Annotated in this window: 15 protein-coding genes; 2 read left to right on the top strand and 13 right to left on the bottom strand. The window is 59.0% G+C overall.

What is annotated here, in order from left to right; all coding sequences use genetic code 11:
- Nucleotides 1-2: 2 nt before the first annotated feature.
- The 13 genes from lpxA to rpsB form a co-directional block, all read right to left on the bottom strand.
- The gene (gene lpxA, locus GTQ41_RS05970) at nucleotides 3-779 is read right to left on the bottom strand and encodes an acyl-ACP--UDP-N-acetylglucosamine O-acyltransferase (protein WP_047291883.1); all 777 of its coding nucleotides are present in this window, start codon (nucleotides 777-779) and stop codon (nucleotides 3-5) included.
- Nucleotides 776-1,216: a 3-hydroxyacyl-ACP dehydratase FabZ gene (fabZ, locus tag GTQ41_RS05965; protein WP_003222142.1), complete on the bottom strand. Its 441-nt coding sequence runs from the start codon at nucleotides 1,214-1,216 to the stop codon at nucleotides 776-778. The genes lpxA and fabZ overlap by 4 nt, the downstream gene beginning before the upstream one ends.
- 106 nt (nucleotides 1,217-1,322) lie before the next feature.
- Nucleotides 1,323-2,378, bottom strand: a complete 1,056-nt coding sequence (gene lpxD, locus GTQ41_RS05960; protein ID WP_047291880.1) for a UDP-3-O-(3-hydroxymyristoyl)glucosamine N-acyltransferase — start codon at nucleotides 2,376-2,378, stop codon at nucleotides 1,323-1,325.
- 3 nt (nucleotides 2,379-2,381) lie between these two features.
- The gene (locus GTQ41_RS05955) at nucleotides 2,382-2,885 is read right to left on the bottom strand and encodes an OmpH family outer membrane protein (protein ID WP_003222140.1); all 504 of its coding nucleotides are present in this window, start codon (nucleotides 2,883-2,885) and stop codon (nucleotides 2,382-2,384) included.
- Between the two features lie 45 nt (nucleotides 2,886-2,930).
- Complete coding sequence (gene bamA / locus GTQ41_RS05950) at nucleotides 2,931-5,318, bottom strand: outer membrane protein assembly factor BamA (RefSeq protein ID WP_217325468.1); 2,388 nt, start codon at nucleotides 5,316-5,318, stop codon at nucleotides 2,931-2,933.
- Nucleotides 5,319-5,392: 74 nt separating this feature from the next.
- Nucleotides 5,393-6,745: a sigma E protease regulator RseP gene (gene rseP / locus GTQ41_RS05945; RefSeq protein WP_047291874.1), complete on the bottom strand. Its 1,353-nt coding sequence runs from the start codon at nucleotides 6,743-6,745 to the stop codon at nucleotides 5,393-5,395.
- A 54-nt stretch (nucleotides 6,746-6,799) separates the two neighbouring features.
- The gene (gene ispC / locus GTQ41_RS05940; RefSeq protein WP_047291872.1) at nucleotides 6,800-7,990 is read right to left on the bottom strand and encodes a 1-deoxy-D-xylulose-5-phosphate reductoisomerase; all 1,191 of its coding nucleotides are present in this window, start codon (nucleotides 7,988-7,990) and stop codon (nucleotides 6,800-6,802) included.
- Nucleotides 7,987-8,793 carry a phosphatidate cytidylyltransferase gene (locus GTQ41_RS05935; protein ID WP_047291870.1) on the bottom strand — a complete coding sequence of 269 codons (807 nt, stop codon included), beginning with the start codon at nucleotides 8,791-8,793 and terminating at the stop codon, nucleotides 7,987-7,989. Before GTQ41_RS05935 ends, ispC begins: the two co-directional genes overlap by 4 nt.
- Nucleotides 8,793-9,548 (bottom strand): polyprenyl diphosphate synthase, encoded by a 756-nt coding sequence (gene uppS / locus GTQ41_RS05930; protein ID WP_041072340.1) that lies wholly within the window; start codon nucleotides 9,546-9,548, stop codon nucleotides 8,793-8,795. Before uppS ends, GTQ41_RS05935 begins: the two co-directional genes overlap by 1 nt.
- A 13-nt stretch (nucleotides 9,549-9,561) precedes the next feature.
- Nucleotides 9,562-10,119, bottom strand: a complete 558-nt coding sequence (gene frr / locus GTQ41_RS05925; RefSeq protein WP_047291868.1) for a ribosome recycling factor — start codon at nucleotides 10,117-10,119, stop codon at nucleotides 9,562-9,564.
- Nucleotides 10,116-10,859 carry a UMP kinase gene (pyrH, locus tag GTQ41_RS05920; RefSeq protein ID WP_003222124.1) on the bottom strand — a complete coding sequence of 248 codons (744 nt, stop codon included), beginning with the start codon at nucleotides 10,857-10,859 and terminating at the stop codon, nucleotides 10,116-10,118. Before pyrH ends, frr begins: the two co-directional genes overlap by 4 nt.
- A 212-nt stretch (nucleotides 10,860-11,071) precedes the next feature.
- A complete protein-coding gene (gene tsf, locus GTQ41_RS05915; protein ID WP_025110889.1) occupies nucleotides 11,072-11,935 on the bottom strand; it encodes a translation elongation factor Ts in 864 nt (287 codons plus the stop codon).
- 203 nt (nucleotides 11,936-12,138) lie between these two features.
- Complete coding sequence (gene rpsB, locus GTQ41_RS05910) at nucleotides 12,139-12,876, bottom strand: 30S ribosomal protein S2 (protein WP_003222119.1); 738 nt, start codon at nucleotides 12,874-12,876, stop codon at nucleotides 12,139-12,141.
- 373 nt (nucleotides 12,877-13,249) lie between these two features.
- On the opposite strand from rpsB, the gene map reads away from it, so the two are divergent.
- Nucleotides 13,250-14,032 carry a type I methionyl aminopeptidase gene (gene map / locus GTQ41_RS05905; RefSeq protein WP_047291865.1) on the top strand — a complete coding sequence of 261 codons (783 nt, stop codon included), beginning with the start codon at nucleotides 13,250-13,252 and terminating at the stop codon, nucleotides 14,030-14,032.
- Between the two features lie 41 nt (nucleotides 14,033-14,073).
- Entirely contained in the window at nucleotides 14,074-16,776 is a 2,703-nt protein-coding gene (locus tag GTQ41_RS05900; RefSeq protein WP_047291863.1) for a [protein-PII] uridylyltransferase, read from the top strand.
- The last annotated feature ends 190 nt before the right edge of the window (nucleotides 16,777-16,966 follow it).

Below are 16,966 nucleotides of genomic sequence, written 5' to 3'. Positions count from 1 at the left end.
GATCAGCGGGTGATGCCGCGAGTCGAGGACTGGATCGAATCACGGAACAGCGCGACTTCCGGGAATTGCGCAGCAGGTTCGACCAGTTCGGCCAGCGCTTGCTCCACGGTCAGCCCCTGGCGATACACCGTTTTATAGGCGCGGCGCAGCGCATGAATTGCGTCTTCACTGAAACCGCGGCGGCGCATGCCTTCAAAGTTCATGCTGCGCGCTTCGGCAGGGTTGCCGAAGACGGTGACGAACGCTGGAACGTCCTTGCCGATGGCAGTGCCCATGCCGGAAAAGCTGTGCGCGCCAATATGGCAATACTGATGAACCAAAGTGAACCCGGACAGGATCGCCCAGTCGTCAACGTGCACATGCCCGGCCAACGCGGTGTTGTTGACCAGAATGCAGTGGTTGCCGATGACGCTATCATGCCCGATGTGGGCGTAGGCCATGATCAGGTTGTGATCGCCCAGCGTGGTTTCCGAACGGTCCTGCACGGTGCCACGGTGAATGGTCACGCCTTCGCGGATGACGTTGTGGTCACCGATCACCAGACGGGTTTCTTCACCTTTGTACTTCAGATCGGGCGTGTCTTCGCCTACCGAGGAAAACTGGTAGATGCGGTTGTGCTTGCCGATGCGGGTCGGGCCTTTGAGGACCACGTGCGGCCCGATCACAGTACCCTCGCCGATTTCCACACCTGCGCCGACGATCGACCACGGGCCGACTTCGACGCCGTCAGCCAGAACGGCCGACGGATCGATGATTGCACGAGGGTCAATCAAACTCATAGCTTGCGTTCCGCACAGATGATTTCCGCCGAGCAGACCGGCTTGCCGTCGACCGAGGCCTGGCATTCGAATTTCCAGATCTGACGCTTGCAGCTGATGAACTTGGCTTCAAGGATCAACTGGTCGCCCGGCAGCACTGGCTGGCGGAAACGCAGTTTGTCGGAACCGACGAAGTAGTACAGGGTGCCGTCGGCCGGTTTTACGTCAAGCATTTTGAAACCGAGGATCCCGGCAGCCTGGGCCATCGCTTCGATGATCAGTACGCCCGGCATGATCGGGTGCGCCGGGAAGTGGCCGTTGAAGAATGGCTCATTGATGCTGACATTCTTGTAGGCGCGAATGCGCTTGCCTTCAGTGTCCAGTTCCACCACCCGGTCCACCAGCAGGAACGGGTAACGGTGAGGCAGGTATTCGCGAATCTCGTTGATGTCCATCATTTCGGGGGGAAGCCTATGTAAAGATTGGGAGCGCGACTGACGCGCACTCCTCTAGCAAATCAAGGAGGCAGTCTAGAGGCTGTGCACACTTGATATGGAAATGGTATCAGCCATCAGATGAAGCATTGCTGCCGGGGGTCACTTCCCCGACGCGCTTTTCCAGCTGCTTCAAACGTCGCGCGAGGTCATCGAGCTGACGGATGCGGGCCGCGCTTTTGCGCCATTCGGCCGCCGGTTGCATGGCTGTGCCGGACGAATAGGCACCCGGCTCGGTAATCGAGTGGGTCACCATGGTCATCCCGGTCAGGAAAACGTTGTCGCAAATATCGATGTGCCCAACCAGGCCGACACCACCGGCGAGCATGCAATGCTTGCCGATTTTGGTGCTGCCGGAGATACCGACACACGCCGCCATGGCGGTGTGATCACCGACCTGGACGTTGTGCGCGATCTGGATCTGGTTGTCGAGCTTCACGCCGTTGCCGATCACGGTGTCCGCCAACGCGCCACGGTCGATGGCGGTGTTCACGCCGATCTCGACATCGTCGCCGATGGTCACGCCACCGATCTGGGCGATCTTCTGCCAGATACCTTTCTCGTTGGCAAAACCGAAACCTTCACCACCAAGCACGGCACCGGACTGGATCACTACGCGCTTGCCGATGCGCACGTCGTGGTACAGCGTCACCCGCGGAGCGAGCCAGCCGCCCTCACCGATTTCACTGCGGGCACCGATGACGCAATGGGCACCCAACGTGACCTGCGCACCGATGCGGGCACCCGCCTCGATCACCACGAACGGGCCAATGCTGGCGCTTGGATCAACCACCGCATCCGGCGCAATCACCGCTGTGGGATGAACACCCGCAGCGGCTTTCGGCTTCGGATCGAACAGATGCGAGATGCGTGCATAAGCCAGGTAAGGATCCGGCACCACCAGCGCGTTGCCGGTAAAACCGTCGGCATCGGCCTCCTTGAGCAATAGCGCAGCCGCCTGGGAACTTGCCAGGTATTTGCGATATTGAGGATTTGCCAGAAAGCTCAACTGAGCTGGGCCAGCCTCCTGCAAGGTGGCTAGCCCAGTAATTTGCGTCTCGGGGTCGCCACGCAGGGTGGCGCCGAGGAACTCGGCCAACTGGCCGAGCTTGATAGTCACGGTCATGGGTTACTTCAGCTGATTCATGCGCTCGATAACCTGGCGCGTGATGTCGTACTGAGGTTTGACATCGATCACTGCGCCACGCTCGAACACCAGGTCAAAACCACCTTTCTTGATGACTTCTTCCACTGCGCTATCCAGTTTCGGCTTCAGTTGCTTGAGCATTTCGCGGTCGGCAACTGCCTTGGCTTCGTTCAGTTCCTTGGACTGGAACTGGAAGTCACGGGCCTTTTGCTTGAACTCAAGCTCCAGACGCTCACGCTCGCCCTGCTGCATCTTGTCGCCACCGGCCATCAGACGGTCCTGGATACCCTTGGCGCTGCTTTCCAGCGTCTTGAGCTTGGTCAGTTGCGGACCGAACTTCTTCTCGGCATCCACCGCGTATTTCTTGGCCGCATCGGATTCCAGCAATGCCATCTGATAGTTCAGAACGGCGATTTTCATGTCGGCGAACGCCGGGCCTGCCACCAGTACGGAGGCCAGGAGAACCAATTGAGTCAACTTACGCACGATGCACTCCTACAAAATCCATTGTCGTTATCTTGGGTCAGACGCTTAGAACGTCTGGCCGAGGGAGAATTGGAACACTTGAGTTTCAGCGTTATCCGGTTTCTTGATCGGTGTAGCCAACGCGAAGCTCAAAGGCCCCAGTGCGGTTACCCAGGTCACGCCAACACCGACGGAACTGGCCATGTTGCTCAGACTGATGTCGTTGCACTGTGTGTTGGCTTTTGTACCGTCAGCATTGGTGGTCGACTTGCAAGTCGAGTCGAACACGTTACCGACGTCCCAGAATACCGAGGTACGCAGGGATCGCTGATCTTTCACGAACGGCAGCGGGAACAGAACCTCTACACCACCCTGGATCAATACGTTGCCACCGAACGGCAGCGGATCCTGATCCGGGTCGGCAATGGTACCGGCGTTACCGGTGACCGCCTGACCACGACTCGGGGTACTGCGAGGACCCAGCGTACTGTCCTTGAAGCCACGTACCGAGTTGAAACCACCAGCATAGTAGTTTTCATAGAACGGCAAGCCGTCGGTCGAACCATAACCGTCGCCATAACCCAGTTCGGTGTGCAGACGCAGGGTGTAGTTTTCGGTGATCGGCTGGAACAACTGACCACGGTAGTCGAGTTTGTAGAACGACAGGTCGCTGCCCGGAATCGTGGTTTCCAGGGTCAGGCTCTGGGAACGACCACGGGTCGGCAGTACGCCCTTGTTCAGGGTCGACTCGGACCAGCCGGCCGACGCCTTGAAGTTCAGATAGTTGTCGCCTTCCTTGTTAACGAAGTCGAAGATTTCGTCAACGGTGTACTGACCGGTCTTGATCTTGTCCTGCTGAGCGGACAGACCGAAGGTCAGACGCGACGTCTCGCTGATCGGGTAGCCAACGTTGACGCCGGCACCCAGGCTATCTACCGCATAGCTCGCTACATCGACATCAAGGTTTTTGTAGTCAGTGGTGCGATAGAACGCGTTGTAACCCAGGCTCACGCCATCGGCGGTCCAGTAGGGGTCAACGTAGCCGAAGTTGTAACGGCTCTGGTATTCGCTGCGGGTCAGGCCCACGCTCACACGGTTACCGGTACCCAGGAAGTTGTTCTGGGTGATCGAACCCCCGAGGATCAGACCGGCGCTCTGGGCGAAACCGACGCTGGCGGTGATCGAACCGGAAGCTTGTTCTTCAACGGCATAGTTCACGTCCACTTGGTCGTCGACACCCGGTACAGCCGGAGTCTCGACGTTCACTTCCTTGAAGAAGCCCAGACGTTCAAGACGGGTCTTGGACTGGTCGATCAGGTAGGTCGAAGCCCAGCCGCCTTCCATTTGACGCATTTCGCGACGCAGCACTTCGTCTTCGGACTTGGTGTTGCCACGGAAATTGATACGGTTGACGTAGGCACGCTTGCCCGGGTCGACGGCGAACAGGATGTCCACGGTGTGATCGTCGTCATGCGGCTGAGGAACGCCGTTCACGTTGGCGAAGGTGTAACCCTCGTTACCCAGGCGACGAGTGATCAGTTCGGAAGTGGTGGTCATCAGCTTGCGCGAGAACACCTGGCCTTTCTGCACCAGCAACAGCGACTTGACCTGGTCTTCAGGGACTTTCAGGTCACCGCTGAGCTTGACGTCACGTACGGTGTACTTCTCGCCTTCGGTGATATTGACGGTGATGTAGACGTGCTTCTTGTCCGGGGTGATGGATACCTGGGTCGAAGCGATATCCATGTTGATGTAACCACGGTCCAGGTAGTAGGAACGCAGACGCTCCAGGTCGCCGGACAGTTTTTCACGGGCGTACTTGTCATCGTTCTTGAAGAACGACAGCCAGTTGGTGGTTTTCAGCTCGAACAGGTCGATCAGGTCGTCATCAGGGAAGACCGTGTTACCCACCACGTTGATGTGCTGGATCGCGGCCACGGTGCCTTCGTTGATCTTCACTTTCAGCGCCACACGGTTACGCGGCTGCGAGACCACCTCGGTATCGACGGTCGCCGAGTAACGGCCCTGGGCAACGTACTGACGCTGCAGCTCGTTACGGACACCTTCGAGGGTGGCGCGCTGGAAGATTTCACCTTCGGACAGACCGGACTGCTTCAGGCCTTTCATCAAGTCTTCGGTAGAGATCGCCTTGTTACCCTCGATCTCGATACTGGCGACCGACGGACGTTCGACGACCGTGATCACCAGAACGTTGCCTTCGCGGCCCAGCTGGATATCTTGAAAGAAACCGGTTTTGAACAACGCACGAGTGGATTCCACCAGGCGACGATCATCCGCCTGCTCGCCGACGTTCAACGGCAAGGCACCAAAGACGCTACCCGCGGAGACCCGCTGGAGGCCGTTGACGCGAATATCAGAGATAGTGAAGGACTCGGCGTGAACTTCGGCGATCATCAATACGGTGAGAACCGCAGTTAGCAGCAGACGTTTCATGAAGTCCTTTCTTATTCCAACTGGCAATAAACAAACTGCCGCAAAATGCGGCAGATTCGCAATTCAGCGAAGCTTCACAGTCGACCCAGATCATTGACCAGAGCAAGCAACATCACTCCGACCACCAAACTGATACCGATCTGCACCCCCCAACCTTGCACCCGATCCGACAAGGGGCGACCACGCACCCACTCAATCAGATAAAACAACAAATGCCCCCCATCCAGTACAGGAATGGGCAGCAAATTCAGAACCCCCAGGCTAATACTCAGATAAGCAAGGAAATTCAGGAAATCAGCAACGCCCGACTGGGCAGAAGCGCCCGCCACTTTAGCAATGGTTATCGGCCCACTCAAGTTTTTTACCGAGAGCTCGCCAAACAGCATTTTCTTCAACGAGTCCAGCGTCAGCACGCTCATGGTCCAGGTACGACGGGCACCCTCGCCAATCGCGGCCAACGGACCATAACTGACCTCGCGAATCATTTCCGGCGGCCAGTCCACGGCTTTTACCCCCGCCCCGAGATAACCGCTTGGCGACTTGCTTTCGCCGCGCGCCGCCAGGGTCACCGGGACGTCGATTTGAGCACCATCACGCTCGACTTTCAGCATGATTTTGGTATCAGGACGCGTACGAACGCTGTCGACCACTTGCTGCCAGTCATTCAGCGCCAGGCCGTCGAGCGCCAGCAGGCGATCACCGGTTTTCAGACCGGCGGCTTGTGCCGGGCCTTTTGGATCGAGTTCAGCCAGTACTGGCGGCAAAGCCGGGCGCCATGGGCGAATACCCAGCGAGCGAATGGGATCGGGCTCGTCAGCGCCTTTGAGCCAATGGTCCAGCGCCAGCTCACGCGGCGCGTCGACGGTCGAACCCTGCTCGCGCACGAGCAATTGCAGGGAACCACTTTCCCCCAGACGACGCACCAGTTGCAAATTGACGGCAGCCCAACCGGAGGTAGGCTCACCATCGATGGCGACGATCTCCTGGCCCGCGCTCAAACCGGCCCTGGCCGCAATGCTGCCGGACTCGACGGCACCGATCACCGGACGGATCTGCTCGCTGCCGAGCATGGCCAGCACCCAGAAAAACACCAGGGCCAGCAGGAAGTTGGCAATCGGCCCCGCCGCGACAATGGCGATGCGCTGGCGCACCGATTTACGATTGAAGGATTGATGAAGCTGATCGGCCGGGACTTCGCCTTCACGCTCATCGAGCATCTTGACGTAGCCGCCCAGCGGAATCGCGGCGACGACAAATTCAGTGCCCTGCTTGTCGTGCCAGCGCAACAGGGGCATGCCGAAGCCGACGGAAAAACGCAGAACCTTGACGCCACAGCGACGCGCGACCCAGAAGTGGCCGAATTCGTGAAAGGTGACCAGCACACCCAAAGCGATCAGGGTGCCGGCAATCATATAGAGCGCGCTCATCTACTTTCTCCGCAATCCTGTTCAGTGCCGCGTGACGCCATGGTACTGCAACGGCTATCGCCCGTGACGATTCAGCCACTGCCCGGCCAGAGTCCGCGCTTTCGCGTCTGCGGTAAACACCGCGTCCAGATCCTCCAGCGCAACCACTGGCTCGAGGCTCAGCACGTCCTCGATGATACTCGCGATTTCCAGATAACCCACACGTCCGTCGAGAAACGCGGCGACCGCCACTTCGTTGGCCGCATTGAGCATCGCCGGCGCACTGTTACCCGCCTCGGCCGCCTGTCGCGCCAGGCGCAGGCAAGGAAAACGCTCTTCGTCCGGCGCCTCGAAATCCAGGCGCGCGATGGCAAACAGATCCAAGGGCGCTACACCGGAGTCGATACGCTCAGGCCAGGCCAGTGCATTGGCAATCGGCGTGCGCATGTCGGGATTGCCCAACTGCGCCAGCACCGAGCCATCGACATAATCGACCAGCGAGTGAATCACACTCTGCGGATGGATCACCACCTCGACCTGCGACGGCTTGGCGTCGAACAGCCAGCAGGCCTCGATCAATTCCAGACCCTTGTTCATCATGCTGGCCGAGTCCACGGAAATCTTGCGCCCCATGGACCAGTTCGGGTGCGCACACGCCTGATCAGGCGAAACGTGCGCCAGCTCGCTCAACGGCGTCTGGCGGAAAGGCCCGCCCGAAGCCGTGAGCAAAATCCGTCGCACGCCGACTGTACTCAGCCCACGGGAAAAATCCTGCGGCATGCACTGGAAGATCGCGTTGTGCTCGCTGTCGATCGGCAGCAGCACCGAGCCGCTCTTGTGGACGGCCTGCATGAACAGCGCGCCGGACATCACCAGCGCCTCTTTATTGGCCAGCAGGATTTTCTTCCCAGCCTCCACCGCCGCCAGGGTCGGTCGCAGGCCTGCGGCACCGACGATGGCGGCCATCACGGCATCGACTTCAGGTGCAGAGGCAACCTGACACAGGCCCTCCTCCCCCACCAATATGCGAGTGGGCAGACCGGCAGCCCGCAGGTCGTCCTGCAAACCACGCGCCGCCGCCACTTCCGGCACGACTGCGAATTGCGGCACATGGCGCACGCACAAGGCCAGCAACTCGCTCAGACGCGTGAAACCGCTCAGGGCGAACACCTGATAGCGCTCGGGATGACGCGCGATGACGTCGAGGGTGCTCAGACCAATCGAACCGGTGGCCCCCAGAACAGTGATCTGTTGAGGACGGCTCACGGTGCAGCCATCCACAACAATACAGCGAAAATCGGGATCGCCGCGGTCAGGCTGTCGATGCGATCAAGCACACCGCCATGACCGGGCAGCAGGTTGCTGCTGTCCTTGATGCCGGACTGGCGCTTGAACATGCTTTCGGTGAGGTCGCCCACCACCGAAATGAAGACGATCAGCGCAGCACCGATGAGCCCCTTGAGCAGTTCAGCCACCGTCCAGTCGCGAACCAGGCCGACGATCGCGGTGATCACCAGACTCAGCGCCAGGCCACCGTAAACGCCTTCCCAGCTTTTGCCCGGACTGACTTGCGGCGCCAGTTTGCGCTTGCCGAAAGCACGACCGGAGAAGTAAGCACCGATGTCGGCACCCCAGACCAACACCATCACCGCCATGATCAGCCAGTTACCCAGTGGGTATTGCTTGATCTGCACCAGTCCCTGCCAGGCCGGCAGCAGGATCAGCAAGCCGATCACCAGTTTGGTGGCTGCTGTGGACCAATGCTCGCTTGAGCGTGGATACGTCAGCACCAGGTAAGTCGCCACCGCCCACCACAACACCGAAGCGCCCAACACCCAAGGGGCCAGGCCCGGCAGGACGTACATGACGAACAGCATCAGCGCGACGACAACGGCAAAGCCGACACGGAACGACTGCGCGGTAAAGCCCGCCAGACGCGCCCATTCCCAGGCACCCAGACTCACGACCAGACCGATGAACAGCGCAAAACCGGATCCCTCGAGCAGGAAGAAACCGCACAGAGCGATCGGCAGCAGGATCAGCGCAGTGATGATTCGTTGTTTAAGCATTAAACCCGGGCTCCAGCTTCGACCTGTTCGCTCGTTTTACCGAAGCGACGCTGGCGCGAAGCGAAATCGGCCAGCGCAGTGCGCATGGCTTCGTGTTTGAAGTCCGGCCAGAACAGGTCGGAGAAGTACAACTCGGCATACGCCAGTTGCCACAGCAGGAAATTGCTGATGCGGTGCTCGCCACCAGTGCGGATGCACAAGTCTGGCAGCGGCAGGTCGCCGGTCGCCAGACAGGTTTGCAACAGCTCCGGAGTGATGTCTTCCGGACGCAGATGCCCGGCCTGAACCTCACGCGCCAGACGTTGCGCCGCCTGGGCAATATCCCACTGACCGCCGTAGTTGGCGGCGATCTGCAGAATAAAGCGGTTGGCACCGGCGGTCATGGCCTCGGCTTCGCGCATCGCCGCCTGAAGCTCAGGGTGGAAGCGCGAGCGATCACCGATGATGCGCAAGCTGATGTTGTTGTCGTTGAGGCGCTTGGCCTCACGACGCAGGGCCTTGAAGAACAGGTCCATCAAGGCACTGACCTCATCGGCCGGGCGCTGCCAGTTTTCACTGGAAAAGGCGAACAGAGTGAGCACTTCGACCTTGGCCTCGGCGCACACCTCGATTACCGCCCGCACAGCATCCACGCCGGCTTTATGCCCGGCGACACCCGGCATAAAGCGTTTTTTCGCCCAGCGATTATTGCCATCCATGATGATCGCGACATGGCGCGGCACCGCGGACGGCGCAGACTGCTTGGTCTTTTCCATTGAAACGCGACCCTTATACGGCCATCAGGTCTTTTTCTTTCTCGTCCGTGGCCTTGGTGATCTGGGCCTCGGATTCTTTGGTCAGCTTATCGATATCAGCGATGGCACGACGTTCTTCGTCTTCACTGATTTCCTTGTCCTTGACCAGTTTTTTAAGCTCACCCAATGCGTCACGACGAATGTTGCGCACGGCAACGCGCGCGTCTTCCGCTGCGCTACGAGCCTGCTTGGTGAAGCCCTTGCGCGTTTCCTCGGTGAGGGCAGGCATCGGGATCAAAAGCAACTCACCCAGGTTGGTCGGATTGAGGTTCAGACCGGCGCTCTGGATCGCCTTGTCGACGGCAGCGAGCATGTTGCGCTCGAAAGCCACGACTTGCAGGGTACGCGAATCTTTCACGGTGACGTTGGCGACGCTGCTCAGCGGGGTGTCAGTGCCGTAGTAAGGCACCATGACACTACCGAGAATGCTCGGGTGAGCCTTGCCGGTACGAATCTGGCCGAACGCGTGGTTCAGAGATTCCAGGGATTTCTGCATACGCGCTTGGGCGTCTTTCTTGATTTCGTTGATCATTGTTGACCTTCCTCGATCAGAGTGCCTTCAGCGCCGCCATGCACGATGTTCAGCAGGGCGCCGGGCTTGTTCATGTTGAATACGCGCAGCGGCATCTTGTGATCGCGGCACAGGCAGATAGCAGTCAGATCCATCACGCCCAGCTTGCGATCCAGCACTTCATCATAAGTCAGATGATCGAACTTCTCGGCATGCGGGTCTTTGAACGGGTCTGCGGTGTAGACGCCATCAACCTTGGTCGCTTTCAGCACGACGTCGGCATCGATTTCGATGGCACGCAGGCAGGCTGCCGAATCCGTGGTAAAGAACGGATTGCCGGTACCGGCGGCGAAAATCACCACGTCCTTGGAGTTCAGGTGGCGCATGGCTTTGCGGCGATCATAGTGATCGGTCACGCCAACCATGGAAATGGCCGACATCACGATGGCCGAGATATTGGCACGTTCCAGCGCGTCGCGCATGGCCAGGGCGTTCATCACAGTGGCCAGCATGCCCATGTGGTCGCCTGTCACCCGATCCATGCCGGCCTTGCTCAAGGCCTCGCCACGGAACAGGTTGCCACCGCCGATCACCAGACCGACCTGTACGCCGATGCCGACCAGCTGGCCGACTTCCAGCGCCATCCGATCCAGCACTTTTGGATCGATCCCGAACTCTTCCGAGCCCATCAGGGCCTCGCCGCTAAGCTTGAGTAGAATGCGTTTATAGCGAGCCTGATAACCACTGCCCTGCTGAGCCATTGCGAATCTCTCCTGCGGCGTATTTAAAAAATTCTGTGCAAGCTGTTTTACAGCTGCCGTTCACTCTAGCTTGGCGCTGCTTCAGCGCCATCGGAACCTGGCTTTGTAAGTCAGTTCCCAGCGGAAACCAATTAAAAACTGGTAACCCCATCTGAAAAGAGGCTGCGCGCGTGAGCGGGCAGCCTCTTTCGGGCGACAGTTGAAAAACCGTCTTATTGCTTGGCGGCAGCCAGCTGGGCAGCAACTTCTTCAGCGAAGTTGTCGACCGGCTTCTCGATGCCTTCGCCTACTTTGAAGTAGGTGAAGGAAACGATTTCTGCGCCGCCTTTCTTGGCCAGCTCGCCAACCTTGATCTCAGGGTTCTTGACGAACGCCTGCTCAACCAGGCTCGCTTCTGCCAGGAACTTGCTGATACGGCCTTTGACCATGTTCTCAACAATGTTTTCTGGCTTGCCTTTGATCTTCTCTTCGTTCAGCTGCAGGAACACAGCCTTTTCACGCTCGATCGCTTCAGCCGAAACCTGCGAAGGCAGCAGGAACTCAGGGTTGCTTGCAGCTACGTGCATCGCGATGTCTTTGGCCAGCTCGACGTCGCCGCCTTTCAGAGCCACAACAACACCGATCTTGTTGCCGTGCAGGTAGGAACCTACAACGTCACCTTCGATACGGGTCAGACGACGGATGTTGACGTTTTCGCCTACTTTGGCAACCAGTGCTTCGCGAGCGGCTTCTTGAGCAGCGATCAGCGGAGCAGCGTCGGTCAGCTTGTCAGCGAAGGCTTTTTCTACGCTGGCAGCAACAAAGTTTTTGAAGTCGTCTTGCAGAGCCAGGAAGTCGGTCTGCGAGTTCACTTCCAGGATAACGGCAGCTTTACCGTCGTCCTTGATTGCGATTGCGCCTTCAGCGGCAACGTTGCCAGCCTTTTTCGCAGCCTTGATCGCGCCCGAAGCACGCATGTCATCAATGGCTTTTTCGATGTCGCCGTCAGCCTTTTCCAGGGCTTTCTTGCAGTCCATCATGCCTTCGCCGGTACGCTCGCGCAGTTCTTTAACCAACGCTGCAGTAATTGCTGCCATTTTCAAATTCCTCTTGGATAGGTTTTCAACCATTCCACCCGATCGAACGGGCGTTCAATTCTTCCCGAAACACCTTGTAGCTGCTGCACGTTACAAATGCAGGAGGTGCGCTGCCACACGTGGGCGCCAACAAACGGTTTTCGAGGTGGCAAAAAGGGGGCCAAGCCCCCTTTTTGCTTACTGAGTCAACGCCAGGGCGTCGATTACTCAGCTGCAGCCTGAGTTTCTTCAGCTGCGAATTCAACAGTGCCGCCAGCAACATTGTTGCGACCACGGATCACTGCGTCAGCCATCGAACCCATGTACAGCTGGATAGCGCGAATTGCGTCATCGTTGCCTGGGATGATGTAGTCAACGCCTTCCGGGCTGCTGTTGGTATCGACAACGCCGATGACCGGGATGCCCAGCTTGTTGGCTTCGGTGATCGCGATGCGCTCGTGGTCAACGTCGATCACGAACAGTGCGTCTGGCAGACCGCCCATGTCCTTGATGCCGCCCAGGGAGCGATCCAGCTTTTCCAGGTCACGGGAGCGCATCAGCGCTTCTTTCTTGGTCAGCTTGGCGAAAGTACCGTCTTCGGCTTGAACTTCAAGGTCACGCAGACGCTTGATGGAAGCACGAATGGTTTTGAAGTTGGTCAGCATGCCGCCCAACCAGCGGTGGTCGACGTACGGCGAACCGCAACGTGCTGCTTCTTCAGCAACGATCTTGCCAGCGGAACGCTTGGTGCCGACGAACAGAATCTTGTTTTTGCCCTGGGCCAGACGCTCTACGAAAGTCAGAGCTTCGTTGAACATTGGCAGGGTTTTTTCAAGGTTGATGATGTGAATCTTGTTACGCGCGCCGAAAATGTACTTACCCATTTTCGGATTCCAGTAACGGGTTTGGTGACCGAAGTGCACACCGGCCTTCAGCATATCGCGCATGTTGACTTGGGACATGATAGTTCCTTAATAAGTCGGGTTTGGCCTCCACGTATCCCAATGACCAACCAGTGGCATAAAGCCAAAGGCACCCAGGTCATCGTGTCGACACGTGTGTGGATTTAAGCTTCTCGGGGCATCCCCGGAAAGCGGCGCATTTTATACCACAGGGCGCGCAGAAACGGAACCCGGAATCTGTATTCGCACCAGGGACATGGGCGCAGCCCCCTTGGAATCGCCGTCAGGCACACCATTGTATAGAGAGAGACGATGTACGCAGGCGCGGATTTGCGCCTTTCGTCTGTTAGAATCGGGTTTTTCAGGGTCGCAAAACGTACACCTGCCACCCTATCCGTATCAGCAAGCGCCGCCGAGCGCAGAGAGAGCCTGTATGACCGTCAACCTCAAAACCCCCGAGGACATCGCTGGCATGCGTGTCGCCGGCAAACTGGCCGCCGATGTGCTGGAAATGATTGCCGAACACGTCAAACCGGGCGTGACCACCGATCAACTGAACCAGATCTGCCACGACTACATCGTCAATGTGCAGCAGGCCATTCCGGCCCCGCTCAACTACAAGGGTTTTCCGAAGTCGATCTGCACCTCGATCAACCATGTGGTCTGCCACGGCATCCCGAACGACAAGCCGCTGAAAAACGGTGACACCCTGAATATCGACGTCACCGTGATCAAGGACGGCTACCACGGCGACACCAGCCGCATGTTCCACGTTGGCGAAGTGCCCGTCTGGGCCGAGCGCCTGTCGCAGGTCACTCAGGAATGCATGTACAAGGCAATCGAGATCGTCAAACCTGGCTGCCGCCTCGGCGACATCGGTGAAGTCATCCAGAAGCACGCGGAAAAGAACGGCTTCTCGGTGGTTCGCGAGTTCTGCGGCCACGGCATCGGCAAGGTGTTCCACGAAGAACCGCAGATCCTGCACTACGGCCGCGCCGGCACCGGCATGGAACTGAAGGCCGGCATGACCTTCACCATCGAGCCGATGATCAACCAGGGCAAGGCCGACACCAAGGTGCTGGGCGACGGCTGGACCGCGATCACCAAAGACCGCAAGCTCTCGGCGCAGTGGGAACACACCCTGCTGGTGACCGACACCGGCTACGAGATCTTCACCCTGCGCGCCGACGACACCATCCCGCGCGTCTCGGCCTGACCCCTAGAACGCTCCCACCTTTATAGAAGGAAAGCCAATCGATGCCGCAGGTGGATCCCGAACTCTTCGACCGCGGCCAGTTCCAGGCTGAACTGGCCCTGAAAGCGAGTCCTATCGCGGCGTTCAAAAAGGCGATCCGCCAGGCGCGCGAGGTCCTCGACACGCGTTTTCGCAATGGCCGCGACATCCGCCGCCTGATCGAAGACCGCGCATGGTTCGTCGACAACATCCTGCAAAAGGCCTGGGAGCAGTTCAACTGGAGCGAAGACGCCGACATCGCGCTGGTCGCGGTCGGTGGCTACGGCCGGGGCGAGCTGCATCCCTATTCCGACATCGACTTGCTGATCCTGCTGGACAGCGCCGATCACGAAGTTTTCCGCGACTCCATCGAGCGTTTTCTGACGCTGCTGTGGGACATCGGCCTGGAAGTCGGCCAGAGCGTACGCTCGGTCGATGAATGCGCCGAGGAAGCCCGTGCCGACCTGACCGTGGTCACCAACCTGATGGAAAGCCGCACCATCTGCGGCCCCGAGCGCCTGCGTCAGCGCATGCTTGATGTCACCAGCACGGCCCACATGTGGCCGGCCAAGGAGTTTTTCCTGGCCAAGCGCGCCGAACAGAAGGCCCGTCACCACAAGTACAACGACACCGAATACAACCTGGAACCCAACGTCAAAGGCTCGCCCGGCGGCCTGCGGGATATCCAGACGATTCTGTGGGTGGCCCGGCGTCAGTACGGCACCCTGAACCTGCGCGCCCTCGCCGGCGAAGGTTTTCTGGTCGAGAGCGAAAACGCCCTGCTGGCGTCGTCCCAGGAATTTCTGTGGAAAGTGCGCTATGCCCTGCACATGCTCGCCGGTCGCTCCGAAGATCGTCTGCTGTTCGATCATCAACGGACCATTGCCGGCCTGCTCGGCTTTGAAGGCGACGACGCCAAACAGGCGGTCGAAAACTTCATGCAGCAGTATTTCCGCGTGGTGATGAGCATCGCCCAGCTCAGCGACCTGATCATCCAGCATTTCGAGGAAGTCATCCTCGCCCCGGAAGACGAAGCGCCGCCGCAGCCGATCAACTCGCGCTTCCAGTTGCACGACGGCTACATCGAAGCGCGCAACGACAACGTGTTCCGCCGCACGCCGTTCGCCATGCTCGAGATCTTCGTGCTGATGGCCCAGCAGCCGGAAATCAAAGGTGTGCGCGCCGACACCATTCGTCTGCTGCGCGAGAACCGGCACCTGATCGACGACAATTTCCGCAACGATATCCGCAATACCAGCCTGTTCATCGAGCTGTTCAAGTGCAAGATCGGCGTGCACCGCAACCTGCGCCGGATGAACCGCTACGGCATCCTCGGGCGTTATCTGCCGGAGTTCGGTTTTATCGTCGGGCAAATGCAGCACGACCTGTTCCACATCTATACGGTCGATGCGCACACGCTGAATCTGATCAAACACCTGCGTAAATTGCAGTACACCCAGGTGTCGGAAAAATTCCCGCTGGCCGCCAAGCTCATGGCCAAACTGCCCAAGCCTGAGCTCATTTACATGGCCGGCCTGTACCACGACATCGGCAAGGGCCGGCATGGCGATCACTCGGACATCGGCGCGGTCGATGCCGAAGCGTTCTGCCAGCGCCATCAGTTGCCGCTGTGGGACAGCCGCCTGATCGTCTGGCTGGTGCAGAATCACCTGGTGATGTCGACCACCGCGCAGCGCAAGGATCTGTCCGATCCGCAGGTGATCCATGATTTCGCGCAGATCGTCGGCGACGAAACCCGTCTGGACTACCTGTACGTGCTGACGGTTGCCGATATCAACGCGACCAACCCGACGCTGTGGAACTCCTGGCGCGCCAGCCTGTTGCGCCAGCTCTATACCGAGACCAAACGCGCTCTGCGTCGTGGTCTGGAAAACCCGGTGGATCGCGAAGAGCAGATCCGCCAGACCCAGAGTGCCGCACTGGACATCCTCGTGCGTGGCGGCACCGATCCGGACGACGTCGAGCAGTTGTGGGCGCAACTGGGCGATGACTATTTCCTGCGTCATACCGCCGGCGACGTGGCCTGGCACAGTGACGCGATCCTGCAGCAACCGGCCGATGGCGGCCCGCTGGTGCTGATCAAGGAAACCACCCAGCGCGAGTTCGAGGGCGGCACGCAGATCTTCATCTATGCGCCGGATCAACACGATTTCTTCGCCGTGACCGTGGCCGCGATGGATCAGCTCAACCTGAACATTCATGACGCCAGGGTCATCACCTCAAGCAGCCAGTTCACCCTCGACACCTATATCGTGCTCGACAACGACGGTGAATCCATCGGCGACAACCCGACACGGATCAAACAGATTCGCGACGGTTTGACCGAAGCGCTGCGCAATCCGGACGACTACCCGACGATCATCCAGCGCCGGGTGCCGCGCCAGCTCAAGCACTTCGCCTTCGCGCCGCAGGTAACGATCCACAACGACGCTCAGCGTCCGGTGACGGTGCTGGAACTCACCGCCCCTGATCGCCCAGGCCTGCTGGCGCGGGTCGGCGGGATCTTCCTCGAGTTCGACCTGTCGCTGCAGAACGCCAAGATTGCGACCTTGGGCGAACGCGTGGAAGACGTGTTCTTCATCACCGACGCCCACAACCAGCCGCTCTCCGACCCGCTGCTGTGCAGCCGCCTGCAGGACGCAATCGTCGAGCAACTGAGCGTCAACCAGGAACCGGATATCAAGCTTTCGCGCATCAGTATTTGAATCAGCAAACTACCCCTGTGGAGGCAGATATAGCTGCCGGGGCTTTTGTGGTGAGGGGATTCATCCCCGATGGGTTGCGAAGCAGCCCCGAACCGGCAATCGCGGAGTATCCGTTACACCGCACGCGATGGTTTTGCGGCTGCTGCGCAGCCGATCGGAGATAAATCCCCTCGCCACGGAGTTCTCTCCA

Source organism: Pseudomonas sp. AN-B15 (assembly GCF_019056475.1).
In the GTDB taxonomy this organism is placed as follows: domain Bacteria; phylum Pseudomonadota; class Gammaproteobacteria; order Pseudomonadales; family Pseudomonadaceae; genus Aquipseudomonas; species Aquipseudomonas parakoreensis.
Note: the sequence above shows the minus strand (reverse complement) of the source record. Positions and strands in the feature narration are given on the sequence as shown.